We start from the raw sequence: 26,684 nt of genomic DNA, 5'->3' as shown, positions 1-26,684 counted from the left end.
GACCCTCCGTGAACTAACGATCTGGGAACTACCGATCTGGGAACTACCGATCCGGAAACTGCCGAACCGGCGCGGCCCCTAGGTCCCTGGCCGCAACACATAGCCCTTGTGGCGCACGGTGTGCAGGAAACGCGGCTCCCGCGGGTCTGGCTCGATCTTCCGGCGCAGGCGCGTCACCGTCACGTCCACCGCGCGTTCCCCGGCCTCGGGGCTTCCCATGGCGGCGGCGATCTCCTCGCGGGACAGCACTTCGCCGCCGCGGCGGGCCAGTGCCACCAGCAGCGACGCCTCGCCGCCCGTCAGCCGCGTGACGCCCTCCGGTCCGCGCAGTTCCCCTCGCTCCGGATCGAACCAGCGCAGGCCGAGTTGCACCGGGGGCAGGGGGGCCGAGAGGGGTGGCGCGGCGCGCTTGAGGATGGTGCGGATGCGCAGCGCCAGCTCGCGCGGATCGAAGGGCTTGGCCAGGTAATCGTCCGCCCCGTGCTCGAAACCGGCGATCCGGTCGTCCGGCGCGCCGGCGGCGGTGAGCATCAGGATCGGCACGTCCTGCCCGTCCCGGCGTAGGGCCTCGGTCAGTTCCAGCCCGGTCTCCCCGGGCATCATCACGTCCAGCACAACCAGGTCGTAGGACATGGCGCCCAGGGCCTGGCGCGCGGCGGCGGCATCGCCGGCCACCGTCACGCGGAAGCCCTGCTCGGCCAGGAAGCGCTGCAGCAGGGCGCGAAGCCGGGCGTCGTCGTCTACGACAAGAAGATGGGCCGCCTCGCTCATCGCGTCTTCTCCTCGGTCGTTGCGGGGGCCGGGCCCGCCCCCGGCTTTGCGGGCCTGGGGCCCGATGGTGGCACGGCGCGCACCGAGGGCCGGTCCGTCCCGCCCAATCGCTCCAGCGCCCGCCGCGCCTCCGCCCCCATCAGCCCGCGCATGACGTGGCGGAAGCCCTCCACCGCAACCGGCCCGGCCTCGCGATAGGCGCGCGTCACCGTCTCCCGCTGGCGCTCGAACAACCGTCGCTCGAGCGCCTCGCCCTCGGGCGTGAGGGAGAGCAGCCGCTGCCGACGGTCCGCCCGGCCCGGGCTTTGGGCGACATAGCCGCCCGCCATCAGCGGTGTCAGCACGCGGGAGAGGGACTGCTTGGTAATGCCAAGGATGCCCAGCAGCTCACCCACCGTCAGCCCCGGCCGGCGGCCGAGGAAGTGCAGCACCCGGTGATGCGCCCGGCCCATGCCCATCTCGGCGAGGATGGCGTCCGGCCCCGCCGTGAAGTCCCGGTAACCGAAGAAGAGAAGGTCCTGCGCCAGGCGTAGTTCCTCCTCCCGCAGGAAGAGGAGGTTGCGGCCGGCGGACCCGGTGCCCGTCCCGCCGGCCCCGCCCCGTGTCTCCGTCGCGTCCGGCATGGCTGGCTTGTTCCCGTCCCTGAACGGCATCGTTGGATCATGTATCCCTGGCATGGCGCCCGGCTGCACGGGCCGGCCAGCGAAGCGTATTATGCCAGCGCCCTGTTCAAGGGCGAGCATGCCTGTTCCGGGAAGAACTTCGGACCTGACCGGCACACCGCACCGCCTGATGGCAGTGCCCGCCCGGAGGCGGGCGATGTGCTGTCCCCGCCGGCCGACGGGCGTCATCCCGCCTTTGAATGCCGGCTGCGCTCCAGCGAGCATGCGGCCGCGCCGCTTTGGTCGCTTTGTGAGTGCGCCCCGCCTTGCGCCGACCTGGCATGCCGGTAAGACGGGTGACAAGCAGCGTGCCGAAGCCCAATTGGTGCGCGGGAGCCCCGGTTCACCCCGGGGGAGCAACGGAATGGCAACGAGAACAGGTCCAGAAATTGCGTGCCGGCCGATGCCGGCCCGGCCGAATCCGTCACCGGGCGGGATCACGCCTTGCCACAGACCTGCCCCCTTCGCCGCCTAATCCCCCAAGACAGACCAGCCGAAAAGCGGAACATCATGCCCGGAGTGGACATCCTAGCCAGCGCGATGACGGGGGCGAACGCCACCTTCCTCGCCGACCTCTATGCTCGCTGGGTCCAGAACCCGGACAGCGTCGACGCCTCCTTCCAGGAGCTCTTCGCGGCGCTGAACGACGATGCCCGCGCCGTGCTGGGCGATGCGGTTGGCGCCTCCTGGGCTCCGCGCCCGCGTGGCGGCTTCGCGCCGGAGCCCGAGGCGCCCGCACCGGCCAAGGGCGCCAAGGGCGTCGCCCCCGCCGCGGCGGCCACGGCCGCCAAGGCCGCCGACCCGACGGTCAGCAAGCAGCAGGTGCTCGATTCGCTGCGGGCGCTCATGCTTATCCGCGCCTACCGCGTGCGCGGGCATCTCGAGGCCGATCTCGATCCGCTGGGCCTGCAGAAGAAGAAGCCGCATGCTGAGCTGGACCCGAAGACCTACGGCTTCGGCGAGGGCGATCTCGACCGCCCGATCTTCATCGACAAGGTGCTCGGCCGCGAGACGGCGACGCTGCGCGAGATTCTCTCGATCCTGAAGGCCAGCTATTGCGGCCCGATCGGCGTCGAGTTCATGCACATCCAGGACCCCGAGCAGAAGGCCTTCATCCAGCAGCGCATCGAGAATGCCCCCTGGACCAAGGCCTTCGACAAGGATGCCAAGCGCACCATCCTGGAGCAGCTGACGGCGGCCGAGGGGTTTGAATCCTACTGCGCCCGCAAGTTCGTCGGCACCAAGCGCTTCGGGCTTGAGGGCGGCGAGTCCACCATTCCCGCGCTGCAGGCGATCATCGCCGAGGGTGCGAAGAACGGTGTGAATGAGATCGCCATCGGCATGGCGCATCGCGGGCGCCTGTCCACGCTGGTCAACGTGGTGAAGAAGTCCTTCACCCAGGTCTTCGCCGAGTTCAAGGGCGCCGGCCATGCCGAGGACGTCCAGGGCTCGGGCGACGTGAAGTACCATCTGGGCACCTCCACTGACGTGGAGATCGACGGCCGTACGGTCCATCTCTCGCTCCAACCCAACCCCTCCCATCTGGAGGCGGTGGACCCCGTCGTGATCGGCAAGGTGCGCGCCCGCCAGGACATGGCCGGCGACACCACCCGCAAGTCCGTCATGGCCATCCTGCTGCATGGTGACGCCGCTTTTGCCGGCCAGGGCGTGGTCTATGAGACGATGGCGATGAGCCAGCTCATCGGCTACCGCGTCGGCGGCACCGTGCATGTGGTGACCAACAACCAGATCGGCTTCACCACAACGCCCGCGCATGCCTATTCGGGCCTGTACTGCACGGATGTGGCCAAGTCGGTGCAGGCGCCGATCCTGCACGTGAACGGGGACGACCCGGAGGCGGTGGTGTTCTGCGCCCGGCTCGCCACCGAGTTCCGCCTGCGCTTCGCCACCGACATCGTGCTCGACATCGTCTGCTATCGCCGCCATGGCCATAACGAGAGCGACGAGCCGGCCTTCACCCAGCCCCTGATGTATGCCCGCATCAAGGAGACGCCGACGACGCGCACGAAGTACGCGCAGAAGCTGGCGGCCGAGGGCTCGGTGCCGGAGGCCGAGGCCAAGTCCATCCAGGACGCTTTCTTCGCGAAGATGGACGAGGCCTTCCAGGCCAGCCAGACCTTCAAGCCGAACAAGGCCGATTGGCTCGAAGGCCATTGGGCCGGGCTGAAGGCCGCCGGAAACGATGAGCCCGAGGCCGAGACCGAGACCGCGGTCAGCCCCGACCTGCTGCGCGAGGTGGGCACTGCCCTGTCCCGCGTGCCGGAGGGCTTCAACGCCAACCCGAAGATCATTCGCCAGCTCGAGGCCAAGAAGCAGGCCATCGAGTCCGGCGAGGGAATCGACTGGGCGACCGGCGAGGCGCTTGCGATCGGCACCCTGCTCGTGGACGGCAACCGCGTCCGCATTTCCGGCGAGGACGTGCAGCGCGGCACCTTCTCCCAGCGCCACGCCTATCTGATCGACCAGCAGAACCAGGCCGAATACGTGCCGCTGAACAACATCCGCGAGGGGCAGAAGAGGCTCGAGGCCTTCAACTCCCTTCTTTCGGAGTTCGGCGTGCTCGGCTTCGACTACGGCTACTCGCTCGCCGATCCGAACACGCTGGTGCTCTGGGAAGGCCAGTTCGGCGACTTCGCCAACGGCGCCCAGGTCATCATCGACCAGTTCATCGCCTCCGCCGAGACGAAGTGGCTGCGCATGTCCGGCCTCGTGATGCTGCTGCCGCATGGCTATGAAGGGCAGGGGCCGGAGCACTCCTCCGCGCGCCTGGAGCGCTACCTGCAGCTCTGCGCAGAGCGGAACATGCGGGTGGCGAACATCACCACCCCCGCCAACTACTTCCACGCGCTGCGCCGCCAGATGAAGGCGAACTACCGCAAGCCGCTCATCCTGATGACGCCGAAGTCGCTGCTGCGCCACAAGCTGGCGGTTTCCCCGCTCGCCGATTTCGGCCCGGACAGCCGCTTCCAGGTCGTGATCCCGGAAGCGGACGAGTTGGTGGCCCCCGACAAGGTGCGCCGCGTCGTGCTCTGCACCGGCAAGGTCTATTACGACCTGCTGCAGGAGCGCCGCGACAAGGGCGTGAAGGATGTGGCGATCGTCCGGCTCGAGCAGCTCTATCCCTTCCCGCGCATCTCCCTGCCGCGTGTCCTAGCTCCCTACGCCAATGCCGAGGTGGTGTGGTGCCAGGAGGAGCCGGAGAATATGGGGGCGTGGCAGTTCCTCGATCGCAAGATCGAGGACGTCCTGACCGTGGTGGGCGGGAAGGCCAAGCGCCCGACCTATGTCGGCCGCGCGACGGCCGCCAGCCCGGCGACGGGGCTTGCCAAGGTTCACGCGCAGCAGCAGGAAGCGCTGGTTCGCCAGGCACTCGGCCTGGGTTGAGGAAAACGAAATGACCGAGATCCTGGTGCCCACCCTGGGCGAGAGCGTGACGACGGCCACCGTGGCCCGCTGGCTGAAGAAGGTGGGCGAATCGGTTGCGGCCGACGAGCCGCTGGTCGAGCTGGAGACGGACAAGGTGACGGTGGAGGTGAACGCCCCCACCGCCGGCACCATCGAGAGCATCGCGGCCGATGAGGGCGCGGAGGTGGAAGTGGGCGGCCTGCTCGGCTCGCTCGGTGCCGGCTCGGGCGCTGCTGCTGTCGCTCCCGCCGCCAAGCCCGCCGCGCCGGCCGCTGCCCCTGCGACTGCGGCGGCTCCGGCCGCCCCGAAGGTCGAGGCCCCGCGCCCCGTCACCGGCCCTGTCTCCCGCCCGGGTGGTGCCGAGCCCGCCCACGCTCCGCTGCCTGCCGCGGCGAAGATGATGGCCGACAATGGCGTCTCGGCCGGGCAGATCGGCCAGGGCAGCGCCAAGGACGGCCGCATCGCCAAGGGCGACGTGCTCGACTTCCTCTCCCGCCCGGCCCCGGCCACCCCGGCACCCGCGGCCAAGGCGCCGCGCGCTCCGGGTGAGGGCGAGGAGCGGGTGAAGATGACCCGGCTCCGCATCACCATCGCGCGCCGGCTGAAGGAGGCGCAGAACACCGCCGCCATGCTGACCACCTTCAACGAGGTGGACATGACGGCGGCGATGGCGATGCGCGCCGAGTACAAGGATGCCTTCGAGAAGAAGCACGGCGTGAAGCTCGGCTTCATGTCCTTCTTCGTGAAGGCCTGCGTGGCGGCCCTACAGGAGTTCCCGGCGGTGAACGCCGAGATCGACGGCGACGAGGTCGTCTACAAGAATTTTGTGAACATGGGCATCGCGGTTGGCGGTCCCTCGGGCCTCGTCGTGCCGGTGCTGCGCAACGTGCAGGATCTGTCTTTCGCGGGCATCGAGAAGTCGATCGGTGACTTCGGCAAGCGCGTCCGTGACGGCCAGCTCAAGCTGGAGGAGATGGCGGGCGGCAGCTTCACCATCACCAATGGCGGCATCTACGGCTCGCTGATGTCCACCCCCATCCTCAACCCGCCCCAGTCCGGCATTCTCGGGATGCATGCGATCAAGGAGCGGGCGATGGTCGTCGGCGGCAAGATCGAGATCCGCCCGATGATGTACCTGGCACTCTCCTACGACCACCGCATCGTGGACGGGAAGGAGGCGGTGTCCTTCCTCGTTCGCGTGAAGGAAGGCGTCGAGGACGCGCGGCGGCTGCTGCTCGGCCTCTGATCCCCTCGCGGGATCGGGTTTCGCGGGCCGGAAGGGGAGACCCTTCCGGCCCGTTGCCGTTTCGGGCCCTGTGCTAGCTTTGGCCCACCAGAAGGGGAGGGCGGCGATGCTGACGGGCCGGTGCCATTGCGGTGCGATCCGCTACGAGATGCCCGACGAGGTTCTGCACCACGCCCTGTGCCACTGCGCGGATTGCCGCCGGCACGCCGGCGCTCCGATGGTCGGCTGGGCCATGGTGCCGGCCGGCAAGCTGAAGGTGACGGGCGAGCCGGTGACCTACGCCTCGTCCGAGCATGGCCGCCGCCAGTTCTGTGGCCGCTGCGGCACCGGCCTGTTCTACGTGAATGAGCAGATGCTGCCGGGGATGATCGACATCCAGGCCTGCACACTGGACGACCCCGACGCCCTGCCGCCCACCGCCCAGATCCAGGTGGCCGAGCGGCTACGCTGGATGGCAAAGGCCCATGAACTACCGGCGTTCGAGCGCTACCCCGGATAACCGGTAAGGGGGCAGCAAGCCCTTCCAACCCGTCGCCCTGCGGGTCGGGCAACCCTGCCAGCCCCGATTGCGCGCGCCCGCACCCTTCAATCGCGGCCCCGGGCCTGCTACCTGCCACAAAGATTCATCGCAGGACCCCTACGCCATGGCCGACTCCTTCGACCTCATCGTCATCGGCTCCGGCCCCGGCGGCTATGTCTGCGCCATCCGGGCCGCCCAGCTCGGCATGAAGGTGGCCTGCGTCGAGAAGCGGGACACGCTCGGCGGCACCTGCCTGAACATCGGCTGCATCCCGTCCAAGGCGCTGTTGCACTCCTCCGAGAACTTCGAGGAGATCGCCCATAAGTTCGCCGATCACGGTATCACGGTGGAAGGGATCAAGCTCGATCTCGCCCGGATGCAGGCCCGCAAGGGCGAGGTGGTCACCGCCAACACCAAGGGCGTCGAGTTCCTGTTCCGCAAGAACAAGGTTACCTGGCTGAAGGGCGCGGGGAAGATCACGGCCCCCGGCAAGGTCGATGTGGCCGGTACCGTCTATGAGACGAAGAACATCGTCATCGCCTCGGGCAGCGAGAGCGTGCCGCTCCGCGGCGTCGAGGTGGACGAAAAGCAGATCGTCACCTCCACCGGCGCGCTGGAGCTGTCGGCGGTGCCGAAGCACCTTGTGGTCATCGGCGGCGGCGTGATCGGGCTCGAGCTCGGCAGCGTGTGGCGCCGCCTGGGCGCCGAGGTGACGGTGATCGAGTTCCTCGACCGCATCCTGCCTGGCATGGACAACGAGGTCGCCAAGCAGTTCGAGCGCGTGCTGACCAAGCAGGGCTTCAAGTTCAAGCTCGGCCACAAGGTGACCGGCGCCGCCAAGTCCGGCACGGGCGTATCCCTGACCGTCGAGCCCGCTAAGGGTGGCGACGCCCAGACGATCGAGGCCGATGCCGTGCTCGTGGCGATCGGCCGCCGCCCCTATGTCGAGGGCCTTGGCCTGGATGCCGTCGGCGTCGCGCTGGACGAGCGCGGCCGCATCAAGACCGACCAGCACTTCGCCACCAGCGTGCCCGGCATCTACGCCATCGGTGACGTGATCGCCGGCGCCATGCTCGCCCACAAGGCCGAGGATGAGGGCGTGGCGGTGGCCGAGATCCTGGCCGGGCAGCATGGCCATGTGAACTACGGCGCCATCCCCGGCATCGTCTACACCTGGCCCGAGGTTGCCGCGGTCGGCGCTACCGAGGAGGAGTTGAAGGCCGCGGGCACCGCCTACAAGGTCGGCAAGTTCCCCTTCACCGCCAACGGCCGCGCCCGCGCGATGGGCGACATCGATGGCTTCGTGAAGATCCTGGCCGACAAGGCGACCGACCGCGTGCTGGGCGCCCATATCCTGGGCCCCGATGCCGGCCACCTGATTGCCGAGATGGTCACCGCCATCGAGTTCGGCGCCAGCGCCGAGGATGTGGCCCGCATCTGCCACGCCCACCCGACGCTGAGCGAGGCGGTGAAGGAAGCGGCGCTCGCCGTGGACGCGCGCCCGATCCACATCTGACAACACCGCGCGCCGCGCTTGTCTGGCGCGGCGCGCGGGCCATTTTGCGGGCGATGGACGCACCACGCCCCGCCCCACGCCCTGGTTATGTCTCGCTTAACCCGCGCCCCGGCCGAAAGGCGCTGGGCTGGGCCTTCATCGTCCTCGGAATTCTGGGCTGCATCCTGCCCTTCCTCCAGGGCTTCCTCTTCCTTGCGCTCGGCGTCTTCGTGCTGCGGGACCAGTATGTCTGGGCCGCGAACCGCTGGGCCTGGGTGCAGGGCCGCTGGCCGGGTGCGGTGACCAAGATCGAGTCGCTCGAAGCCTCCATGACCACGCGCTTCGAGGGGTGGGGCCGCAGCCTTCGCCGCGCCATCGGCCGGGGCTGACCGTCTGGCTTGCATTCTGCAACCGAATCGGCTTGCATTCTGCAAGCTAATGAGGCCGCAGAATGCCGCGCACTGACTTCTCCCGGATGGGCTGCCCCATCGCCCGCTCCATGGCCGTGCTCGGCGAACGCTGGGCCATCCTCGTCATGCGGGAGGCCTTCTACGGCACCACCCGCTTCGATGACTTCGCCCGGCATCTCGGCATCGCCTCCAACATCCTCAGCGCCCGCCTCGCGGAGCTGGTGGAGCACGGGATGCTCGAGCGCGTGCCCGAGGGCGCCCGCCACGCCTACCGGCTGACCGCGAAGGGCCGCGACTTCTTCCCCGCTTTCGTCGCGCTGAAAGCCTGGAGCGACCGCTGGATGGCGCCCGAGGGCCAAGTGGTCCGCCTGGTGGACCGGATCACCGGCGAGGAGGTCGGCGCACCAACCCCGCTCGCCGGCGACGGCGCCCCACTCACCCCCGAATCCGTCCGCCTCCTGCCCGGCCCGGGCGCGAGCGAGGCCATGCGCCGCCGCCTCGCCTTGGCGGAGATGGCCGATGGCTGACACGATTGCGCTCGCTCCGCCCCGCCCCGGCGTGTCCCGCCAGATCCTCGCCCTGGCCGGCCCCACCGCGGTCAGCGCCCTTCTCCAGGCCGTCGCCCAGATCGCCGAGACCTGGCTCGCCGCCCGCCAGGGCACGGCGGCGCTGGCGGGATGGTCCGTGGTGCTGCCGTTCTCTTTGCTGATGCAGCAGATGTCGGCGGGCGCCATGGGCGGCGGCGTGGCCTCGGCTATCGCCCGCGCCCTCGGTGCCGGGCGGCGGGAGGAGGCCTCGGCCCTCGTTCTGCACGCCATGCTGATCGCCATCCTGGCGGGGGGCGCCTTCGTCCTCCTCCTCGCGGTCTTCCCGCGTCCGGTGCTCACCCTCATCGGCGGCGCCACCGCGGCCGAGGCCGCCGTGCCCTATGCCGTCCTGCTTTTCGGGCTGGGCGCCGTGCCCGTCTGGCTCGCCAACACCCTTGCCTCCGTGCTGCGCGGCGGCGGGCGGCACGCGCTGGCGGCGCGGGTGCTGCTGATCACCTGGATCGCCTATCCGATCCTCGCCTGGGCCCTCGCCGAGCCCGCCGGGATGGGCCTGCCCGGGATCGGCGCCGGGCTGGGCCTCGCCTTTCTCGGCTCCACCATCGCCATGGGCTGGGTGGTACTGCGCGGCGGGGCGGGCTTCATGCCGGAGCTGCGGGCGCGGATCTCGGGCGCGATGTTCTGGCGCATCCTCTCCGTCGGGCTGGTCGCCTCGCTGCTGGCGGGTGTGGCGAACCTGACCACCATCCTAGTGACCGCCCGCATCGCCTCGCACGGGGCGGTGGCGGTGGCGGCTTATGGCATCTCGGCGCGGCTGGAATTCCTGATGATCCCGCTGGCCTTCGGCGTCGGTTCGGCGCTCACCGCGCTGGTCGGGCGCACCGTCGGGGCGGGGGATTGGCCGGCGGCCCGGCGCATCGCCTGGACGGGCGGCGCCATGTCGCTCGCGGTCACCGGCGCGGTCGGGCTGGCCGTGGCGCTCGCGCCCGCCTCCTTCGCCGGCTTCTTCAGCACTGATGCGGCGGTGGTGGCGCTCGCCGCCCGCGCGCTGTCCTATACCGGCCTCGCTTTTGGCGGCTTCGGCCTGGGAATGGCGCTGTATTTCGCCTCCCAGGGGGCAGGGCGGATGGGCTGGCCCGTGGCGGCGGGTGTTGCGCGGATCGCGGTAGCGGTCGGTGGCGGCTGGCTGCTGGGGGATGTGCTGGGGATGGGGCTGGACGGCCAGTTCCTCGCCGTCGCGCTCGGCATCACCGCCTACGGCCTGCTGACCGCAGTGGGCGTACGGCCGGGGGTGTGGTCGCGACGCTGAGGGGCGCCGTCAGCCCTCTTCGGCCGGGTCGAAGCGCAGCACTCCTGCCAACCGCGACAGGCCGGTATCCGAGGGATGGTTCACCCCATCGGCCACCGGCACCTCGGGGAAGTCGAAGGGGCTCATCCCCTCCAGGCAGGCGACGTTCACGCCGAACTGCCGCGGGTCCGACCGGCGCTGGTGGTGCGTGTAGATGCCGCAGACCGTGCAGAAATGGTGCTTCGCGGTGCGCGTGTTGAACTCGTAGGTGGCCAGCTTGTCGGCCCCGGCGGTGACGCGCACCCCGCCCAGCGCCGCCGAGACCACCACCGCCCCGCGCATCCGGCACATGGAGCAATTGCAGCGGCGCGCCGTGCGGACACCGTCCGCCAGCGTCGCCTCGAACCGCACCGCCCCGCAGTGGCAGGATCCCTTGATCGGCCCGCTGCCCGGCTGCATCGCTCATCCCTCTCGAAATCCGGCCGGGACCATGCCCGGCCGGACCGCATCCTGGCTAGGGCACCGGGGCTAGGGCGCCGGGGCTAGGGCGCCGGATGCGTGTCGTTGGACGCCTGCGGCGGCAGCTTGATCGCCAGCGCGCGGAAACGGCCGGTGGAGGCGCGCGATCCCGCATGCGGCGTGCCGCGCGGGATGACGATGAAGTCGCCCGGCTTCACCTGCACCTCGCGCTCGCCAAGCCAGAAGGACCCGGTGCCGTCGAGGATGAGCTGGATCTCGTCCGTATTGGCGTGGAAGTGCTTGAACACGTTGCCGCTCTGCACCGCGACCGTGCCGTGCTCGCTGGCCACAAGCCCGCGTGAGCGAAGATCGGTGTTGTTCACCAGGGGGCCGATCTCCTCGTCCGTCATGGTGAACAGGTTGACGATGCGCGGCGTCATCGCGGTGGGCGAGGCCGTCTGCGCCTCGGCATGCGGCAGGATGCGCGCGGCGAAAAGGCCGGCGGCGAAGGCGAGGGCGAGGCCGCCGCAGAGGACAGGAAGGCGCATGGAGGTTTCCCCGGGATCGTTTCGTGGCCGGGGATCATGGGCCCGGCCCGCGCGCTGCGTCCATGCCGGTGCGGCCCTCAATCCGCCCCCCTAGTCTGCCCGGGGATGCGCCTTCTGCCAGGTCTCCAGAAGCCCCGCCTGGTCCACCGCCGTGTAGCGCTGGGTGGTGGAAAGGCTGGCATGGCCCAGCAGCTCCTGAATGGCACGCAGATCGGCGCCGCCGCCCAGGAGATGGGTGGCGAAGGAGTGGCGCAGCGCGTGCGGCGTGGCATGCTCGGGCAGGCCGGTGGCACGGCGCAGGTCGCGCAGTGCGCGCTGAGCAACGCCGGCATCCAGTCGCCCGCCCTTGGCACCGGTGAAGAGCGGCGCATCCGGCGTGCCGGGGCCGCGATGGCGCAGCCATTCGGCGATGGCGGCTTCCACCGCCGGCAGCACGGGCACCAGCCGTTCCTTGCGGCCCTTGCCCATCACGCGCAGCCCGATGCCGGCGCGCGGGGCGTCGCGCAGGTCAAGCGACAGCGCCTCGGAAATCCGCAGCCCGCAGCCATAGAGCAGGGTGAATAGCGCCTGGTTCCGGGCGGCGAGGGCCGGGCTGCTCTCGAAGCTGTCTGACGTCGCGGTGAGGGCCTGGGATTCGGTGAGGGCGCGGGGCACGGGCGGCTTCCGGCGCGGGCCGGTCAGCCCGCCGAGTGGCAGCGGTTCCAGCCCGTGTCGGCGCACCAGAAATCGCAGGAAGGTCTTGATGGCGGAGAGTTGCCGCGCGCGGGAACTCGTGCTGATCCCGGCCGTGGCCCGATGCGCCAGGAAGGCGCGCAGGTCCGCCAGCCGCAGCGCCTGCAGGTCCGGCTCCCCACCCTGGTGCAGCGTGAGGAAGCCGAGCAGATCCGCGATGTCCCGGCCATAGGCTTCCACCGTCTCGGGGCTGGACTGGCGCTCCCCAGCCAGCCATTCGAGGAAGGCCTGGCGCGCGGCATTGGGTGCGATCACGCGCCACCATCCATTCCAGGGGCCAGCGCGCGGGCCAGGGCATGGGCCAGCAGCCGCAGCGGCGCGGTGGCCCCGCGAAGGGGCAGCCGCCCTGCATCCCGCGCGCCGAGAACCAGCATCCGCGGCCGCGTGCCCGGCAGCAGCGCCAGTGCGTCGCGCGCGATGAGCGGATGGGCTTCCCCGTGCAGCTGTTCGGCACCTTCCGGCGCATCGCGCAGCCGCACCTCGCGCCCGCCCATCAGCTGGACGATCACGCCGGCGGGCAGGTCGCGCAGGCCGGGGGAGGGGGGGCCTTCCTCGGCCAGGGCGGCGTTCTCCAGCCCCAGCAGGTCAGGCCATTCGGCCGACACCACGGCCAACGGGTCCGGCGCCCCGATCAGGGCGGTGGCGGCCATGGCCGCGCGCAGCGTCAGGTCCTGCGCGCCGCGGGCCGCATCGGCCACCGCCCCCGTTTCGGCGCGGGCGGCGAGGAGGAGCGCGGCCATATGGTCGGCCAGCGTCTCCCCGTGCACGCGGCGGGGCGGGTGCAGGGCGCGGTACAGGCCGGGCCGTTCGGCGAGAAAGCCAGGATGGGCGGCGAGATAGGCGGCCACGCGCGCCGCCTCTGCCTCGGCGTCCCGTTCCGGCTGGGCTTGGGGGCGGGTCATCGGGCGCAGTTTGCCAGCGGGGCGGGGGAGATGGCGAATCGGGCCGCACGGGCCCGGCTTTTCGTGCGGCCGGTTCGGGTCTTGTATGGCGCCTGAATCGCGAGGGCATGGTGCCGTGACCGTCGGGCTGGATTGCTTGTGCATGGTGCCGGCTATGGCGCGGCCGGCGGGTTGCACCATGCGCGAGCGAATGGACGGGGCGGCGCTGGCATGAATGGAACTTCCGGCATGGGTGCCGCACAGGACACCGCGTCGGACCGGGCCCTGGCAGAGTGGCTCTTCGCCCGGCTGGCCGAGGCCACGGGGGACGGTGTCGGCATCAACCGCGAGAGCTACAGGGCGAGTGAATCGCGGGCCTTGGACATCGTGGAGGCCGAGGCGCGCGCGCAGGGGTTGCAGACCGCGCGGGATGCAGGGGCGAACCTCGTGGTCACCATCCCGGGGCGCGATCCGTCGCTGCCGGTGATCGCCTGCGGATCGCATCTGGATTCCGTGCCGCAGGGCGGGAACTTCGACGGCGCGGCGGGGGTGGTGGCGGGCCTCATGGCCTTGGCGCGCCTGCAGGCCGAGGGCTTCCGGCCCGCGCGTGGCATCGCTCTCTATGGCCTGCGCGGAGAGGAGAGCGTCTGGTTCGGGCGGGCCTATATGGGCTCCTCCGCGCTGTTCGGGCGGCTTTCGGCGGAGGATCTGGCGACCCCGCACGTCGCCACCCGCCGCCCGCTGATCGACCACATGCGCGAAACCGGCGTGGATGTGGAGCGGGTGGCGCGCGGCGAGCGGCTGCTCGACCCCGCCAGCGTCGCGGCCTGGCTGGAGGTCCATATCGAGCAGGGACCGGTGCTGGTGGCGCGCAACCTGCCGGTCGCCATCGTCACGGGCATCCGCGGCAATGTCCGGCACCGGGTTGTCGAGTGCGTCGGCGAGGCCGGGCATTCGGGCGCCGTCCCGCGCTGGTTGCGGCGCGATGCGGTGTTTGCCACCGCCGAACTGATCACCCGTCTGGACCGCCACTGGCGCACACTGCTGGAGCGCGGGCGGGACCTCGTGGTGACCACGGGCGTGATCGGCACCGATCCGGCGGAACACGCGCTGGCCCGCATCCCCGGCCGGCTCAGCTTCTCGATCGAGGCGCGCAGCCAGAGCACCGAGGTGCTGGAGGCCTTCTACGACCTCTTCCTCTCGGAATGCGCGGGCATCTCGGAGGAGCGCGGCGTCGAGTTCCGCCTGGATCGCCGGCTGGACACGGCGCCGGCGCGCATGGATGAGGGATGGATCGAGCGACTACGCGCCGGACTGCGCGCCATGGGCCAGCCCGACGAGCCCATCCCGAGCGGCGCGGGGCATGACGCCGCGGTCTTCGCGCAGGCGGGCGTGCCGAGTGCCATGATCTTCATCCGCAACCAGAACGGCTCCCACAATCCGCACGAGGCGATGGAGATGGACGACTTCCTGATCGGCGCCGAGCTGCTGCGCCGCACCCTGCAGGATGCGGCCGCGTGAGCGCCGGGGAGGCGATGGCGCGGCTGCTGCTGGAAAGCGGTGCCGTGCAGGTGAGCGACGGGCAGCCCTTCATCCTGGCTTCCGGCTGGGCGAGCCCCGCCTATGTCGATTGCCGTCTTCTGATCGGCGATCCCGGCCTGCGCCGCGCCGCCGTGGCGCTGGCGGCGGGCGCCATCCGGGATGCCCTGCCGCAGCCCCCCGAGGCCATCGCGGGTGCGGAGACGGCAGGGATCCCCTGGGCCGCCTGGCTGGCCGAGGCGATGGACCTGCCGCTGCGCTACGTCCGCAAGCGCCCGCTCGGCATCGGCCGCAACGCCCAGGTGGAGGGCGGGTCGGTCGAAGGAAAGCGCACCCTTCTGGTGGACGACCTGATGACCGATGGCGGCAGCAAGGTCGCCTTCACCCGCGGCCTGCGCTCGGCCGGAGCGGTGGTGGGGCACGCGCTCGTGCTGTTCCAGCACGGCACCTTCCCCGGCGGGGCGGAGCGGATGGAGAAGCTCGGGCTGGAGCTGCTCGCCCTGGCGAGCTGGCGGGACCTGCTGGCCGTGAACGGGCCCGCGGCCTTGTCACCCGCCGATCGCGCGATGCTGGAGCGCTTCCTGGCGGACCCGATTGCCTGGTCAGCCGCACATGGTGGGCGGGCGACCCTGGCGAAGCCCGCCCTGTAACGGGGCCTGTCCCTCTTTTAACCCCGAGGCATGTGGCCCCAGCCGGAACGCGCGCGTTTTACAGCCGCACCCGTGACATCTCAGGCGACGCTGCATGACCTTCGCCAAGCCCCTCTCGCTCACCCTTCTGGCGCCGCTGGTCCTGGCGGCCTGCGCGGTCGTGCCACCTCCGCCGGTGCCTTACACCGCCTATCCGGGGCCAGGCCGCACGCCCGAGGCTTTCCGCCAGGACGACACCGCCTGCCGGCAGCAATCCGGGATGGCCGCACCCCAAGCTGCGGCCCAGCCAGGCAGCACCGCGCCACAGGGCGAAGCCGCGACGGCCATTGGCCCAGGGCAGGTCGTGGTCGGCGAGCCGCAGGAGGCGGCGCAGGCCGAGGCGTATCTTCAGTGCATGGCAACGCGCGGCAACACGGTGGCGCCGGTCGCCGGCGCGGCCGGGCCGCTGCCGATCCCCTATGCCGCGTACCCCTACCCCTATCCGGGGATCTGGGCCGATCCATTTCCGTACAGCTACTACGGCAGTCCCTGGGGCTGGTCCTTCGGCCCTCGCCTCGGATGGTATGGCGGGCTGGGGTGGTATGGCGGGCATGGGTGGTACGGTGGCCGCCGCTGGTATGGTGGATATCGCGGCGGATACCGGGGCGGCTGGCACGGCGGTTACCGCGGCGGCGGAGGCCGTGGCCGCCGCTGATCCAGGGTGGGAACCGGCCGCTGAGGCCGGCCCCCGATGCCCGGCTACAGGATGGACTGGCCGGTCTTCTTCCAGTCCGCCAGGAAGCTCTCCAGGCCCCGGTCAGTCAGCGGGTGCTTGTAGAGGGACTTGATGACCGACGGCGGCAGGGTGGCGACATGGGCGCCCATCTTCGCCGCCTGGATCAGGTGGATCGGGTGGCGGATGGAGGCCACCAGCACCTCGGTGCGGATCGCGTCGTAGTTGTTGTAGATCTGAACGGTGTCGGCGATCAGCTGCATGCCGTCCTGGCCGATATCATCCAGCCGCCCGACAAAGGGCGAGATGTAGGTGGCACCCGCCTTGGCCGCGAGCAGCGCCTGGGCCGCGGAGAAGCACAGGGTCACGTTGACCATGACCCCGTTGTTCACCATATGTTTGCACGCGCGCAGCCCCGCCTCGGTCAGCGGCAGCTTAATGACGACGTTGGGCGCGATGCGGCCGAGATGCTCGCCCTCGCGCATCATGCCGTCATACTCGGTGGCGGTGACCTCGGCGGAAACGGGGCCGGGGGTGATGTCGCAGATCTCCTTGATCACCTCGGCCATCGGGCGGCCGGACTTGGCGATCAGGGAGGGATTGGTGGTGACGCCGTCGAGCAGCCCGCTCTCGGCAAGCGCGCGGATCTCGGAGACCTCGGCGGTGTCCACGAAGAATTTCATGATCGGGGTCCTGGAAGGCACCATCTCGGCGGTGCGGGATCGGTCGGGGGCGGATCAATAGCGATGGCAGGGGCCGAGTCCAGCGCGAAGGCGGCATCCCGGGATGCCGTGCCTGCATCCGATGGGTCGATGGGCGTATCAGCGGCACCAGACGAGGCATTCCCGGCTGCGGATACGGCATCCCGGGATGCGCAGGCGTCCCTGGATGGCGGGTTGTTCGGGGATGGGCTCGTCTCGGCCCCGGCCTCGACCGCCAAGGGCAGACGCCGTGCGCCCGCTTCCAAGGGGCCGCCGGCCCGGCGGGTTCGTGTGCTGCTGCCCCTTCCGCTCGATACTCCTGGGGGCGGGGCTTACGATTATCGGGTGCCGGATGGCACGCCGCTTCCCGAACCCGGCAGCTTCGTCGCTGTGCCGCTGGGTGGGCGGGAGATGCTGGGCGTGGTCTGGGATGGCGAGCCTGATGCCGGGCTTGCCGAGGGCCGGCTACGCGACATCCTGGGGATCCTTCCTGCGCCTGCGATGAAGGACGCGCTGCGGCGCTTCGTGGAATGGGTGGCTGCCTACACGCTGTCCCCGCCCGGTGCGGTGCTGCGCATGGCAATGTCCGTGCCCTCCGCGCTGGAACCGGCCGGTCAGCAGGCCGGATGGAGGCTTTCCGCCGCTGGCGAGGCCGCGCAGGCAGGCCCGCCCGGCTATCGCATGACGCCCCAGCGCCGCCGCGTGCTGGACGTGATGGAGCCGGACGAGCCGCGCGCCGGGGCAGATATTGCTGATGAGGCGGAGGTCTCGACCGGCGTGCTGCGCGGCATGGCCGACCAGGGGCTGATCGAGCCCGCGCTGTTGCCCCGCCCGCGGACCTTCACGCGCCCTGATCCCGAGCATCCCGGCCCCTCCCTCGGACAGGATCAGGAAGACGCGGCGGCGGTCCTGCGCGAATCCGTGGCGAAGCGGGCCTTCGGGGTGACGTTGCTGGCCGGTGTGACAGGATCGGGCAAGACCGAGGTCTATCTGGACGCGGTGGCCGAGTGCCTGCGCCAGGGCCGGCAGGCGCTCGTGCTGCTGCCGGAGATCGCGCTCTCCTCCCAGTGGCTGGACCGGTTCAAGGAGCGCTTCGGCTGCGCCCCCGCGATCTGGCACTCGGAACTCTCCGGCCGGCTGCGCCGCGCCACCTGGCGCGCGGTGGCGGATGGCGAGGCGGCGGTGCTGGTGGGCGCCCGATCGGCCCTGTTCCTGCCCTTCCCCGATCTCGGCCTGATCATCGTGGACGAGGAGCACGAGACCGCCTTCAAGCAGGAGGACGGCGTGATCTACCACGCGCGCGACATGGCCGTGGTGCGCGCCCGCATGGCCGAGGCCACCTGCGTCCTCGTTTCCGCCACCCCCAGCCTCGAGACGCTGACCAATGCCGAGCAGGGCCGCTACTCCGCGGTGAACCTGCCCCGGCGCCACGGCAGCGCGGGCCTGCCGGAGGTGGAGGTGATGGACCTCCGCAAGGTGCCGCCCGAGCGGGGCCGCTTCATCTCCCCACCGCTGATCGAGGCCATCAACGCCACCCTGGCCCGCGGCGAGCAGGCCATGCTGTTCCTCAACCGACGCGGCTACGCGCCAATGACGCTGTGCCGGACCTGCGGGCACCGCATCCGCTGCCCGAACTGCACGGCCTGGCTTGTGGAGCATCGCGCCCAGCGCCGTCTGCAGTGCCACCACTGCGGTCATGCCGAACCCATCCCCCAGCACTGCCCAGAATGCGGCGCCGAGGGCAGCCTGACCGCGATCGGCCCGGGGGTGGAGCGGGTGCAGGAGGAGGCGGCGATCCTGTTTCCGGATGCGCGGCGGCTGGTGATGGCGAGTGACACCATCCCCGGCCCTGCGGCAGCGGCGGAGGCCGCGCGGCAGATCGCGGACCGGGAGGTGGACCTGCTGATCGGCACCCAGATCGTCGCCAAGGGCTGGCACTTCGCGCATCTCACCCTTGTCGGGGTGGTGGATGCCGATCTGGGGCTCGCGGGTGGAGACCTGCGCGCCGCCGAGCGGACGGTGCAGCTGCTGCACCAGGTTTCCGGACGCGCCGGGCGCGCGGAAAGCCCGGGCAAGGTGATGCTGCAGTCCTGGAACCCTGAGCACCCCGTGATGCAGGCCCTTCTCTCCAACGACCTGCCGGCCTTCATGGAGGCCGAGGCCGACGCGCGCCGCCCCGGCAACTGGCCGCCCTTCGGACGGCTTGCGGCGCTAATCGTGTCGTCTGAGGACGAGCGGGCGGCGGACCGGGTCGCGCGGGATCTGGGACTGGCTGCGCCGGGAGGGACGGGTGTGCAGGTGCTCGGCCCGGCGCCGGCGCCGCTGGCCATGCTGCGCGGCCGGCACCGGCGGCGGCTGCTGCTGAAGGCCAGGCGGGACGTAGCGGTGCAGCCGCTGCTACGTGAATGGCTCTCCCGCGTGGAGGTGCCTAATGCCGTGCGGGTGCAGGTGGATGTGGACCCGGTGAGCTTCCTGTAGCGCATGAAAAAGCCGCCCCGGGCTTCCCCTGGGGCGGCTTCATGGCTGGTACCGCTCTAGATCTGCCGGGGCAGGTCCTCGCGGGCATCCCGGGCCTCGGAAACGCCCGGGCCCTCGATAACTGTCTCCACCGGATCCGGCTCGGCGACGAAGGCGGGTACGGCCGAGCGCAAGGCCGGATCGTCGGAGGACGTTCCGTCCTTCAGCGCTTCGTCCAGCTCCGCGCCGCGGCCGGTCCCGGGCTGCAAGCCGGGGCGCCAGCCGCCCGTCTCGCGAAGCCGCTTTTCCTCAGCCTCGCCCTCGTAGGGCGTCGTCCCCTCGGGGGGCGTCTCGCGGGGGCGATCGCCGCTCATGGGATCAGGGCTTCCCGCCAGATACCGTACCGGCCTCGCCTTCGCCCTCGTCGCCATCCTTGCCATGGGCCTCACCATGGTCCTGGCCGTCGGGCGCGATGAAGCCGGTGGTGCCGGCGCTCGCATTGGCGGGGTCGGAGGCAGGGAAGGTGTCCTCGGCCGCCTTGTCCGCCTTCGTGTCGGTGCTCGCCCCGGGCTTGAGGTCGGAGATCCAGTCGCCGGTCTCGGGATCCTGCTTCTCGGTGAGCTTGTCGCTGGCCATCTCGGGCATCCTTCGGATCGATGGTCTGGGTCGGGCGCGGCGGCCCGCCAGTCCTCCCTAGAGCGCCGAAGATGGGGCAAGGGTTCCACGCCGTCCCGCTCCCGCTGTTCCGCCGGTTCAAAAGCTCGGGAATTCCGATCGGACCGGTTTGGAAACGGCTAGGCTCCTCTCGCTTCAGGAACGATTGTTGGGAGGGCACGCAGGATGAGTGGGACGACCGAGACCGGCGGCGCGGACTTCACGCCGCCCGGCCCACAGAACGGGATCACGGACCTCATCAACACGAGTTCCAACCTGGGGAAGGAGGTCTCCCAGACCATCGCGTCCGAGACGCTGAACCGGGGGATCGAGGCCGCTGCGGCAAATGCGGGCAAGGCGGGGCTGGGGAAGATCCTCGGCGGTGGCGCGAGCGCGCTCGTCCAACCTGCTGTTTGGATTCTCAGCGGCAAGGCGCCGCAGCCGGGCGACGTCGAGCTCTGGGGCCTGGGCACCGTGGCCGGCCTTGCGGGCGGGGCCATCGGCTCCGCGGCCGGGATCGTCACGGGTTTGGTCAAGGCGGCTGTGGAGGACCACGAGGACGGCATCATCGCCCATGCGGTGGCGCGGGAACCGGCCAAGTACCAGCGCTTCATCGTCTCGGTCCGGAACTACGGCCGTTCCGGGCGGGGCATCGTGGCCATGACCGTCGCCAACCACGGCGGCGTCGCCTGGCGCGTGGGGCCCGCCACCTGGGTCTATATCACCGACGCGCTCGGGCGGCTGGTCTGCGACTACCAGCCGGCCTACGCGATGGAGATCTACGCGCCGGTCCTGCCGCTCCGCATTGTCGGGCGGGACGGGGACGGCATGAAGTACAAGTGGGGTGCCCGGAACGGCAACATCCACGGCTGAACCAGCCCATGGGGCTGCCGCCGGCGGCGCGTCCCGCGAACCGCGCGGGCCGGCGCAGGGCGGTTGCCGCCCCGCATTGCATCATGTTAAGGGGCGCGCGCCGGTGCCTGGGGAGTTTCCCCGGGAACTCTCGCGCAGGTCCGCCGAACACTCCCTGTCACGGTGTGGAAGGCCGGGCCGACGGGTCCTCACCAACCCCTTGAACGGGATCGCAAGTGGCCTCCGAATCCGCCGCCAACGACAAGACCTCCGCCCCCCGCACGGGTGGCGTCGCGCAGCGCTATGCCCTGGCCCTGCTGGAGTTGGCAAAGGACCGGAAGTCGGTGGACGCCATCGCCGCCGATGTGGACCGCCTCGCCGCCCTGGTTCGGGACGATGCGGGCTTCCGCTCCTTCATCGAGGACCCCCGCCTGGGCGCCAAGGCCCAGACGGACGGCGCCTTCGCCGTGATGGACCGCGCCGGAATCGGCGGGGACGTGAAGAAGCTTGTCGGTGTACTCGTCAACAACCGCCGCCTGGTCGAGCTTCCCGCCGTGCTCGCCACCTTCGGTACGCTGCTCGCCGAGCAGCGCGGCCAGCAGACCGCCGAAGTCGTTACCGCGCACCCGCTCACCGCGGTGCAGCGCACCCAGATCGCCGCCCGTCTCACCGAGGCCGGCTATTCCAACGTCCGGCTCGCCGAGACGCTGGACCCGTCCATCCTGGGCGGCCTGATCATCAAGATCGGGTCCCGCCTTTACGACACATCCATCAAGTCCAGGCTGCAGCGCCTGAGCTACGCCATGAAGGGGGCCGCCTGAGCATGGACATCCGTCCCGCCGAAATTTCGGACATCCTGAAGCAGCAGATCGCTGGTTTCGACACCGAGGCCGATGTGGCCGAGGTCGGCACCGTTCTGACGGTCGGTGACGGCATTGCCCGTTGCTACGGCCTGCAGAACGTCATGGCCGGCGAGATGGTGGAGTTCCCCTCCGCCGGCGTGCGCGGCATGGCGCTGAACCTCGAGACCGACAATGTCGGCGTCGTGGTGTTCGGTGATGACAGCCGCATCCGCGAGGGCGACACCGTCTCCCGCACCGGCACCATCGTGGACGTGCCCGTGGGCCGTGGCCTGCTCGGCCGCGTGGTCGACGGCCTCGGCAACCCGATCGACGGCAAGGGCCCGCTGGTCGACGTGACGCGCTCGCGCGTCGAGGTGAAAGCGCCGGGCATCATTCCGCGCAAGTCCGTGCATGAGCCCATGCAGACCGGCATCAAGGCGATCGACAGCCTGATCCCGATCGGCCGCGGCCAGCGCGAGCTCGTCATCGGCGACCGTCAGACCGGCAAGACCGCTGTCATCATCGACACGATCCTGAACCAGAAGACGATCAACGCCGGCACCGACGAGAGCAAGAAGCTCTACTGCATCTACGTCGCCGTGGGTCAGAAGCGCTCCACCGTCGCCCAGCTCGTCCGCACCCTCGAGGAGCGCGGCGCGATGGAGTACTCCATCGTCGTGGCCGCGACCGCCTCCGACCCGGCGCCGATGCAGTTCCTTGCCCCGTACACCGGCTGCACGATGGGCGAGTTCTTCCGCGACAACGGCATGCACGCCGTCATCTTCTACGACGACCTCTCCAAGCAGGCCGTCGCCTACCGCCAGATGTCGCTGCTGCTGCGCCGTCCGCCGGGCCGCGAGGCCTATCCGGGCGACGTGTTCTACCTGCACTCCCGCCTGCTCGAGCGCGCGGCGAAGATGGGCGAGGGCGCTGGCCTTGGCTCGCTGACCGCGCTGCCGGTGATCGAGACGCAGGCGGGCGACGTCTCCGCCTACATCCCGACCAACGTGATCTCCATCACGGACGGCCAGATCTTCCTTGAGACCGAGCTGTTCTTCCGCGGCATCCGCCCGGCCGTGAATGTCGGCCTCTCGGTCTCGCGCGTCGGTTCCGCCGCGCAGATCAAGGCGATGAAGCAGGTCGCGGGCAAGATCAAGCTGGACCTCGCACAGTACCGCGAGATGGCGGCCTTCGCGCAGTTCTCCTCGGACCTCGACGCCTCCACCCAGGCCCTGCTGGCCCGTGGCGCGCGCCTGACCGAGCTGCTGAAGCAGCCCCAGTACGCTCCGGTCCCGGTCGAGGAGCAGGTGGTGGCCATCTTCGCCGGCACGCGCGGCTACCTGGACAAGGTGCCCGTGAACCAGGTCGGCGAGTTCGAGCGCCGCATGCTCGGCGAGCTGAAGGCGGCCAAGCCGGAGATTCTGGAATCGATCCGCAGCAGCGGGCAGATCACCGGCGACAACGACAAGGCGCTGGCGGGCTTCCTCGACGGCTTCGCCAAGTCCTTCGGCTGATCAGGGGGCATCGGAGAAGCCCTCATGGCCAGCCTCAAGGACCTGCGCGGTCGCATCAACAGCGTGAAGTCGACCCGCAAGATCACGCAGGCGATGAAGATGGTCGCCGCCGCCAAGCTCCGCCGCGCCCAGGCGCAGGCGGAGGCGGCGCGTCCCTATGCCCAGCGGATGGAGCGCATGCTCGCCTCCCTCGGCGCGGCGGTGGCGGACAGCCCCGATGCGCCGAAGATGCTGATCGGCACGGGGCGCGACCAGGTTCATCTACTGGTCGTCGTGACCGCCGAGCGCGGCCTCTCCGGTGCCTTCAACACGAATGCCGCCCGCTTCGCCCGCGCGCGCATCCGTGCGCTGGAGGCCGAGGGCAAGACGGTGAAGGTCCTCACCGTCGGCCGGAAGGGCACGACCTATCTGAAGCGCGAGTTCTCCAGCCGCTTCGTGGGCGACATCAGCTACCACAACATCAAGCGCATCGGCTTCGAGCAGGCCGATGAGCTGGCCACCCGCATCACCGCGATGCTGGAGGCCGGCGAGTTCGACGTGTGCACGCTGATCTACAACCGCTTCCAGAGCGTCATCAGCCAGGTTGCCAGTGAGCAGCGCCTGATCCCGGCGCCGCTTCCCGCCAATGACGCGGTGGCACCGGCGGCCGCGGACGAGCTGCCCGCGCTCTACGAGTACGAGCCGGGCGAGGAGGAGCTTCTGGCGGCGCTGCTGCCGAAGAACCTCGCCATCCAGATCTACCGCGCGCTGCTGGAGAACATGGCCGGCTTCTACGGAAGCCAGATGACCGCCATGGACAACGCCACGCGCAACGCGGGCGACATGATCAACAGGCTGACGCTCAACTACAACCGCACGCGACAGGCCAACATCACCAAGGAGCTGATCGAGATCATCTCCGGTGCTGAAGCGGTCTGACAGGAGCCATCCGATGAAGAACAATGTTGGCAAGGTCACTCAGATTCTCGGCCCGGTGGTGGACGTGCAGTTCCCCTCCGAGCTGCCGAACATCCTCAACGCGCTGATGACCCAGGTCGGCGACCGCACCCTCGTGCTCGAGGTCGCCTCGCATCTTGGCGAGCGCACCGTCCGCACCATCGCCATGGACACGACCGACGGCCTGGTCCGCGGCACCGAGGTGGTGGACACGGGCAAGGGCATCGCCGTGCCGGTGGGTGAGGGCACGCTGGGCCGCATCGTGAACGTCATCGGCGAGCCGATTGATGAGCGCGGCCCCGTCCCGCACGACAAGACCTACACCATTCACCGCGCCGCCCCGGCCTTCGAGGACCAGGCGACGAGCACCGAGATCCTGGTGACGGGCATCAAGGTGGTGGACCTGCTGGCCCCCTATTCCAAGGGCGGCAAGATCGGCCTGTTCGGCGGCGCCGGCGTCGGCAAGACCGTGACGATCCAGGAGCTGATCAACAACATCGCCAAGGGCCATGGCGGCGTGTCCGTCTTCGCCGGCGTCGGCGAGCGCACCCGCGAGGGCAACGACCTCTATCACGAGATGATCGACGCCGGCGTCATCAAGCTCGGCGAGAATGGCGGCACCGAGGGTTCCAAGGTGGCGCTCGTGTACGGCCAGATGAACGAGCCGCCGGGCGCCCGCGCGCGCGTCGCCCTCTCCGGCCTGTCCATGGCGGAATACTTCCGCGATGAGCAGGGCCAGGACGTGCTCTTCTTCATCGACAACATCTTCCGCTTCACCCAGGCGGGCGCCGAGGTTTCGGCGCTGCTGGGCCGCATCCCCTCCGCGGTGGGCTACCAGCCGACGCTGGCCACCGACATGGGCGCGCTGCAGGAGCGGATCACGTCCACGAAGAAGGGTTCGATCACCTCGGTGCAGGCCATCTACGTGCCCGCCGACGACCTGACCGACCCGGCGCCCGCCACCTCCTTCGCGCACTTGGACGCGACGACGGTGCTGAACCGCTCGATCGCCGAGCTGGGCATCTTCCCGGCCGTGGACCCGCTGGACTCCACCTCCCGCGCCCTAGACCCCCGCGTGGTGGGCGAGGAGCACTACCGCGTGGCCCGCGAGGTGCAGCGCGTTCTGCAGACCTACAAGTCGCTGCAGGACATCATTGCCATTCTGGGCATGGATGAGCTGTCCGAGGAGGACAAGCTGGTCGTGGCGCGCGCGCGCAAGATCCAGCGCTTCCTCTCCCAGCCCTTCCATGTGGCCGAGGTGTTCACCGGCTCCCCGGGCGTCTTCGTGAAGCTCGAGGACACGATCCGCTCCTTCGCGGGCATCGTGGCCGGCGAGTACGACCACCTGCCCGAGGCCGCCTTCTACATGGTCGGCACCATCGAGGACGCGGTGAAGAAGGCCGAGACGCTGAAGGTCTCCGCCTGATCATGGCGAGCTTCGACCTCGAGCTGGTCAGCCCGGAGCGCCTGCTTCTCTCGCGCCCCGTCGAGATGGCCGTCATCCCGGCGGTCGAGGGCGAGATGGGCGTGCTGCCCAATCACTCGCCGATGATCGTCGCCCTCAAGGGCGGCGTCATCCGGGTGACCGAGGGCGGGCGTGAGACCGAGCGGCTGTTCATTATGGGCGGCTTCGCGGAGATCACCCCCACCCGCATGACCATCCTGGCGGACGAGGCAACTCCGGTCGCCACCCTGTCCCGTGCCGAGGCGACCCGGCGCGTGACGGAAGCCGAGGCGGCCCTGGCTGCCGCCACCAACGACCTTCCCGAGATCCGGGAAAAGGCGATGGACCGCGTCATGGCGGCCCGTGCTATGCAGGACGCTGCCCAGGCGGCCTGAACCCGTCGGGCGGGTCTTGATCTCGCCCGCTCTGTCGCAGATGTGTCGTGCATCTGTCATCGCCAGCGGGGCGGCCTGACATCGGGCCGCCCCGTTGCGCTATGATAGGGACTTCTGGCTCACCAGGGATTACCGGCAGTCGCATGAAGCATTGGACACTCGATCAGATCGCCTGGGACCGCTTCGACGCGTCCAAGGTCGACCCCGAGATCGTGCCGCTGGTGAAGGCCGCCGCCCTCGTCGAAAAGAACGGGGTGGACTACGCGGTCTATCTCAACAACGTCTTCGTGGGCGATCCCGACTTTCGCCAGGCCGCCGACAACTGGGCGGTCGAGGAAGTCCAGCACGGCGACGCGCTCGGCCGCTGGGGCGAGCTGGCCGATCCCGGCTGGAACTTTGACGACGCCTTCGCCCGCTACCGCGCTGGCTACAAGATCGACGTGAAGGCCGATGCCTCCATCCGCGGGTCCCGCACGGGCGAGCTGATCGCCCGCTGCATGGTCGAGACCGGGACCTCCTCCTACTACACCGCGCTCGGCGACAGCACGGAGGAGCCGGTGCTGAAGCAGGTCTGCAAGCTGATCGCGGCCGACGAGTACCGCCACTTCAAGCTCTTCTACGACCACATGAAGCGCTATCTGGCGCGCGAGAAGCTGTCCTTCCCGAAGCGCCTGCGAGTTGCCGCCGGTCGTATCGGCGAATCGGAGGACGACGAGCTCGCTTTCGCCTATCATTGCGGGAACGAGTCTGAGGCGACTCCCTACAGCCACGATCGCTGCATCACCGGCTATATGGGTCGCGCCATGGGCTTCTATCAGTTCCGGCATATCGAGCGCAGCATGGGCATGATCTTCAAGTCGGTTGGGCTGGAGCCGCGCGGGCGGCTCTCCGACCTCGCGGCCAAGGGTGCCTGGAAGCTGCTGCAGTGGCGGCGGGAGAAGTACCGCCAGGCCCTATCGCGCGCAGCCAATGAGAACGCCACCCCGAGCCGGGCGGCCGCCTGAC

The 26,684-nt window shown here is 70.0% G+C and carries 27 protein-coding genes; 18 read left to right on the top strand and 9 right to left on the bottom strand.

All coding sequences use genetic code 11. From position 1 onward, the window contains the following. Positions 1-78: 78 nt before the first annotated feature. Both ACVBD7_RS12705 and ACVBD7_RS12700 read right to left on the bottom strand, forming a co-directional pair. On the bottom strand, positions 79-771 hold the full coding sequence (locus ACVBD7_RS12705; protein WP_458093602.1) for a response regulator: 693 nt from the start codon (positions 769-771) through the stop codon (positions 79-81). Continuing rightward, on the bottom strand, positions 768-1,394 hold the full coding sequence (locus ACVBD7_RS12700; RefSeq protein ID WP_458093601.1) for a MarR family winged helix-turn-helix transcriptional regulator: 627 nt from the start codon (positions 1,392-1,394) through the stop codon (positions 768-770). The genes ACVBD7_RS12705 and ACVBD7_RS12700 overlap by 4 nt, the downstream gene beginning before the upstream one ends. A gap of 549 nt (positions 1,395-1,943) precedes the next feature. On the opposite strand from ACVBD7_RS12700, the gene ACVBD7_RS12695 reads away from it, so the two are divergent. The 7 genes from ACVBD7_RS12695 (at position 1,944) to ACVBD7_RS12665 (ending at position 10,384) form a co-directional block, all read left to right on the top strand. After that, the gene (locus ACVBD7_RS12695) at positions 1,944-4,838 is read left to right on the top strand and encodes a 2-oxoglutarate dehydrogenase E1 component (RefSeq protein ID WP_458093600.1); all 2,895 of its coding nucleotides are present in this window, start codon (positions 1,944-1,946) and stop codon (positions 4,836-4,838) included. Between the two features lie 10 nt (positions 4,839-4,848). Continuing rightward, the gene (gene odhB, locus ACVBD7_RS12690; RefSeq protein ID WP_458093599.1) at positions 4,849-6,105 is read left to right on the top strand and encodes a 2-oxoglutarate dehydrogenase complex dihydrolipoyllysine-residue succinyltransferase; all 1,257 of its coding nucleotides are present in this window, start codon (positions 4,849-4,851) and stop codon (positions 6,103-6,105) included. A gap of 106 nt (positions 6,106-6,211) precedes the next feature. Further along, on the top strand, positions 6,212-6,604 hold the full coding sequence (locus ACVBD7_RS12685; RefSeq protein ID WP_458093598.1) for a GFA family protein: 393 nt from the start codon (positions 6,212-6,214) through the stop codon (positions 6,602-6,604). A 145-nt stretch (positions 6,605-6,749) separates the two neighbouring features. Beyond that, a complete protein-coding gene (gene lpdA / locus ACVBD7_RS12680) occupies positions 6,750-8,141 on the top strand; it encodes a dihydrolipoyl dehydrogenase (RefSeq protein WP_458093597.1) in 1,392 nt (463 codons plus the stop codon). A 53-nt stretch (positions 8,142-8,194) separates the two neighbouring features. After that, positions 8,195-8,509 (top strand): PGPGW domain-containing protein, encoded by a 315-nt coding sequence (locus tag ACVBD7_RS12675; protein WP_458093596.1) that lies wholly within the window; start codon positions 8,195-8,197, stop codon positions 8,507-8,509. A 62-nt stretch (positions 8,510-8,571) separates the two neighbouring features. Then, positions 8,572-9,057, top strand: a complete 486-nt coding sequence (locus tag ACVBD7_RS12670; RefSeq protein ID WP_458093595.1) for a winged helix-turn-helix transcriptional regulator — start codon at positions 8,572-8,574, stop codon at positions 9,055-9,057. Continuing rightward, positions 9,050-10,384 carry an MATE family efflux transporter gene (locus ACVBD7_RS12665; RefSeq protein ID WP_458093594.1) on the top strand — a complete coding sequence of 445 codons (1,335 nt, stop codon included), beginning with the start codon at positions 9,050-9,052 and terminating at the stop codon, positions 10,382-10,384. The genes ACVBD7_RS12670 and ACVBD7_RS12665 overlap by 8 nt, the downstream gene beginning before the upstream one ends. Positions 10,385-10,393: 9 nt before the next feature. On the opposite strand, the gene ACVBD7_RS12660 is transcribed toward ACVBD7_RS12665, so the two are convergent. From ACVBD7_RS12660 to ACVBD7_RS12645, 4 genes are all read right to left on the bottom strand, one after another. Then, positions 10,394-10,822 carry a GFA family protein gene (locus ACVBD7_RS12660; protein ID WP_458093593.1) on the bottom strand — a complete coding sequence of 143 codons (429 nt, stop codon included), beginning with the start codon at positions 10,820-10,822 and terminating at the stop codon, positions 10,394-10,396. An 83-nt stretch (positions 10,823-10,905) separates the two neighbouring features. Next, positions 10,906-11,370, bottom strand: a complete 465-nt coding sequence (locus tag ACVBD7_RS12655) for a cupin domain-containing protein (protein WP_458093592.1) — start codon at positions 11,368-11,370, stop codon at positions 10,906-10,908. A gap of 90 nt (positions 11,371-11,460) precedes the next feature. Continuing rightward, positions 11,461-12,354, bottom strand: a complete 894-nt coding sequence (locus ACVBD7_RS12650) for a tyrosine recombinase XerC (protein WP_458097694.1) — start codon at positions 12,352-12,354, stop codon at positions 11,461-11,463. Continuing rightward, entirely contained in the window at positions 12,354-13,004 is a 651-nt protein-coding gene (locus tag ACVBD7_RS12645) for a hypothetical protein (RefSeq protein WP_458093591.1), read from the bottom strand. The genes ACVBD7_RS12650 and ACVBD7_RS12645 overlap by 1 nt, the downstream gene beginning before the upstream one ends. A 228-nt stretch (positions 13,005-13,232) precedes the next feature. On the opposite strand from ACVBD7_RS12645, the gene ACVBD7_RS12640 reads away from it, so the two are divergent. The 3 genes from ACVBD7_RS12640 to ACVBD7_RS12630 all read left to right on the top strand — a co-directional run bounded on the left by ACVBD7_RS12640 (position 13,233) and on the right by ACVBD7_RS12630 (position 15,866). After that, positions 13,233-14,504, top strand: a complete 1,272-nt coding sequence (locus ACVBD7_RS12640) for a hydantoinase/carbamoylase family amidase (RefSeq protein WP_458093590.1) — start codon at positions 13,233-13,235, stop codon at positions 14,502-14,504. Then, on the top strand, positions 14,501-15,172 hold the full coding sequence (locus ACVBD7_RS12635; protein WP_458093589.1) for an orotate phosphoribosyltransferase: 672 nt from the start codon (positions 14,501-14,503) through the stop codon (positions 15,170-15,172). The genes ACVBD7_RS12640 and ACVBD7_RS12635 overlap by 4 nt, the downstream gene beginning before the upstream one ends. 94 nt (positions 15,173-15,266) lie before the next feature. Beyond that, positions 15,267-15,866, top strand: coding sequence for a hypothetical protein (locus ACVBD7_RS12630; protein WP_458093588.1), 600 nt, complete (start codon positions 15,267-15,269; stop codon positions 15,864-15,866). Between the two features lie 44 nt (positions 15,867-15,910). Here the strand turns inward: ACVBD7_RS12630 and fsa are convergent, their stop codons facing one another. Beyond that, a complete protein-coding gene (gene fsa / locus ACVBD7_RS12625) occupies positions 15,911-16,567 on the bottom strand; it encodes a fructose-6-phosphate aldolase (RefSeq protein ID WP_458093587.1) in 657 nt (218 codons plus the stop codon). 129 nt (positions 16,568-16,696) lie between these two features. On the opposite strand from fsa, the gene ACVBD7_RS12620 reads away from it, so the two are divergent. Beyond that, positions 16,697-19,063: a primosomal protein N' gene (locus tag ACVBD7_RS12620; protein ID WP_458093586.1), complete on the top strand. Its 2,367-nt coding sequence runs from the start codon at positions 16,697-16,699 to the stop codon at positions 19,061-19,063. A gap of 56 nt (positions 19,064-19,119) precedes the next feature. On the opposite strand, the gene ACVBD7_RS12615 is transcribed toward ACVBD7_RS12620, so the two are convergent. Together ACVBD7_RS12615 and ACVBD7_RS12610 are read right to left on the bottom strand one after the other, a co-directional pair. Continuing rightward, positions 19,120-19,416 (bottom strand): hypothetical protein, encoded by a 297-nt coding sequence (locus tag ACVBD7_RS12615; RefSeq protein ID WP_458093585.1) that lies wholly within the window; start codon positions 19,414-19,416, stop codon positions 19,120-19,122. A gap of 4 nt (positions 19,417-19,420) precedes the next feature. Beyond that, on the bottom strand, positions 19,421-19,678 hold the full coding sequence (locus tag ACVBD7_RS12610) for a hypothetical protein (protein WP_458093584.1): 258 nt from the start codon (positions 19,676-19,678) through the stop codon (positions 19,421-19,423). Positions 19,679-19,882: 204 nt separating this feature from the next. Here ACVBD7_RS12610 and ACVBD7_RS12605 point away from each other — a divergent pair, with 204 nt between their 5' ends. The 7 genes from ACVBD7_RS12605 to ACVBD7_RS12575 all read left to right on the top strand — a co-directional run bounded on the left by ACVBD7_RS12605 (position 19,883) and on the right by ACVBD7_RS12575 (position 26,683). Continuing rightward, positions 19,883-20,569: a hypothetical protein gene (locus ACVBD7_RS12605; RefSeq protein ID WP_458093583.1), complete on the top strand. Its 687-nt coding sequence runs from the start codon at positions 19,883-19,885 to the stop codon at positions 20,567-20,569. 215 nt (positions 20,570-20,784) lie between these two features. Next, positions 20,785-21,369, top strand: coding sequence for a F0F1 ATP synthase subunit delta (locus tag ACVBD7_RS12600; RefSeq protein WP_458093582.1), 585 nt, complete (start codon positions 20,785-20,787; stop codon positions 21,367-21,369). Positions 21,370-21,371: 2 nt separating this feature from the next. Then, complete coding sequence (gene atpA, locus ACVBD7_RS12595) at positions 21,372-22,904, top strand: F0F1 ATP synthase subunit alpha (protein ID WP_458093581.1); 1,533 nt, start codon at positions 21,372-21,374, stop codon at positions 22,902-22,904. A 24-nt stretch (positions 22,905-22,928) separates the two neighbouring features. Beyond that, positions 22,929-23,822 carry a F0F1 ATP synthase subunit gamma gene (locus tag ACVBD7_RS12590; RefSeq protein WP_458093580.1) on the top strand — a complete coding sequence of 298 codons (894 nt, stop codon included), beginning with the start codon at positions 22,929-22,931 and terminating at the stop codon, positions 23,820-23,822. A 13-nt stretch (positions 23,823-23,835) separates the two neighbouring features. Further along, positions 23,836-25,266: a F0F1 ATP synthase subunit beta gene (gene atpD, locus ACVBD7_RS12585; RefSeq protein WP_458093579.1), complete on the top strand. Its 1,431-nt coding sequence runs from the start codon at positions 23,836-23,838 to the stop codon at positions 25,264-25,266. Positions 25,267-25,268: 2 nt separating this feature from the next. Further along, complete coding sequence (gene atpC / locus ACVBD7_RS12580) at positions 25,269-25,679, top strand: ATP synthase F1 subunit epsilon (RefSeq protein WP_458093578.1); 411 nt, start codon at positions 25,269-25,271, stop codon at positions 25,677-25,679. Between the two features lie 143 nt (positions 25,680-25,822). Beyond that, entirely contained in the window at positions 25,823-26,683 is an 861-nt protein-coding gene (locus ACVBD7_RS12575; protein ID WP_458093577.1) for a ferritin-like domain-containing protein, read from the top strand. The last annotated feature ends 1 nt before the right edge of the window (position 26,684 follow it).

This window comes from Roseomonas sp. WA12, from assembly GCF_054165765.1.
The sequence above is the reverse complement of the archived record's forward strand: the minus strand, read 5'-3'. Positions and strand labels throughout refer to the sequence as shown.

What these genes read in the sequence shown, in the direction of transcription:
- ACVBD7_RS12575 (WP_458093577.1), top strand. Translation starts at nt 25,823, where the DNA reads ATGAAGCATTGGACACTCGATCAGATCGCCTGGGACCGCTTCGACGCG.
- ACVBD7_RS12685 (WP_458093598.1), top strand. Translation starts at nt 6,212, where the DNA reads ATGCTGACGGGCCGGTGCCATTGCGGTGCGATCCGCTACGAGATGCCC.
- ACVBD7_RS12695 (WP_458093600.1), top strand. Translation starts at nt 1,944, where the DNA reads ATGCCCGGAGTGGACATCCTAGCCAGCGCGATGACGGGGGCGAACGCC.
- ACVBD7_RS12700 (WP_458093601.1), bottom strand. Translation starts at nt 1,394, where the DNA reads ATGCCGGACGCGACGGAGACACGGGGCGGGGCCGGCGGGACGGGCACC.
- odhB (WP_458093599.1), top strand. Translation starts at nt 4,849, where the DNA reads ATGACCGAGATCCTGGTGCCCACCCTGGGCGAGAGCGTGACGACGGCC.
- ACVBD7_RS12620 (WP_458093586.1), top strand. Translation starts at nt 16,697, where the DNA reads ATGGGCGTATCAGCGGCACCAGACGAGGCATTCCCGGCTGCGGATACG.
- ACVBD7_RS12615 (WP_458093585.1), bottom strand. Translation starts at nt 19,416, where the DNA reads ATGAGCGGCGATCGCCCCCGCGAGACGCCCCCCGAGGGGACGACGCCC.
- ACVBD7_RS12605 (WP_458093583.1), top strand. Translation starts at nt 19,883, where the DNA reads ATGAGTGGGACGACCGAGACCGGCGGCGCGGACTTCACGCCGCCCGGC.
- ACVBD7_RS12705 (WP_458093602.1), bottom strand. Translation starts at nt 771, where the DNA reads ATGAGCGAGGCGGCCCATCTTCTTGTCGTAGACGACGACGCCCGGCTT.
- lpdA (WP_458093597.1), top strand. Translation starts at nt 6,750, where the DNA reads ATGGCCGACTCCTTCGACCTCATCGTCATCGGCTCCGGCCCCGGCGGC.
- ACVBD7_RS12665 (WP_458093594.1), top strand. Translation starts at nt 9,050, where the DNA reads ATGGCTGACACGATTGCGCTCGCTCCGCCCCGCCCCGGCGTGTCCCGC.
- ACVBD7_RS12645 (WP_458093591.1), bottom strand. Translation starts at nt 13,004, where the DNA reads ATGACCCGCCCCCAAGCCCAGCCGGAACGGGACGCCGAGGCAGAGGCG.
- ACVBD7_RS12660 (WP_458093593.1), bottom strand. Translation starts at nt 10,822, where the DNA reads ATGCAGCCGGGCAGCGGGCCGATCAAGGGATCCTGCCACTGCGGGGCG.
- atpC (WP_458093578.1), top strand. Translation starts at nt 25,269, where the DNA reads ATGGCGAGCTTCGACCTCGAGCTGGTCAGCCCGGAGCGCCTGCTTCTC.
- ACVBD7_RS12630 (WP_458093588.1), top strand. Translation starts at nt 15,267, where the DNA reads ATGACCTTCGCCAAGCCCCTCTCGCTCACCCTTCTGGCGCCGCTGGTC.
- ACVBD7_RS12640 (WP_458093590.1), top strand. Translation starts at nt 13,233, where the DNA reads ATGGGTGCCGCACAGGACACCGCGTCGGACCGGGCCCTGGCAGAGTGG.
- ACVBD7_RS12655 (WP_458093592.1), bottom strand. Translation starts at nt 11,370, where the DNA reads ATGCGCCTTCCTGTCCTCTGCGGCGGCCTCGCCCTCGCCTTCGCCGCC.
- ACVBD7_RS12675 (WP_458093596.1), top strand. Translation starts at nt 8,195, where the DNA reads ATGGACGCACCACGCCCCGCCCCACGCCCTGGTTATGTCTCGCTTAAC.
- ACVBD7_RS12670 (WP_458093595.1), top strand. Translation starts at nt 8,572, where the DNA reads ATGCCGCGCACTGACTTCTCCCGGATGGGCTGCCCCATCGCCCGCTCC.
- ACVBD7_RS12610 (WP_458093584.1), bottom strand. Translation starts at nt 19,678, where the DNA reads ATGGCCAGCGACAAGCTCACCGAGAAGCAGGATCCCGAGACCGGCGAC.
- atpD (WP_458093579.1), top strand. Translation starts at nt 23,836, where the DNA reads ATGAAGAACAATGTTGGCAAGGTCACTCAGATTCTCGGCCCGGTGGTG.
- atpA (WP_458093581.1), top strand. Translation starts at nt 21,372, where the DNA reads ATGGACATCCGTCCCGCCGAAATTTCGGACATCCTGAAGCAGCAGATC.
- fsa (WP_458093587.1), bottom strand. Translation starts at nt 16,567, where the DNA reads ATGAAATTCTTCGTGGACACCGCCGAGGTCTCCGAGATCCGCGCGCTT.
- ACVBD7_RS12590 (WP_458093580.1), top strand. Translation starts at nt 22,929, where the DNA reads ATGGCCAGCCTCAAGGACCTGCGCGGTCGCATCAACAGCGTGAAGTCG.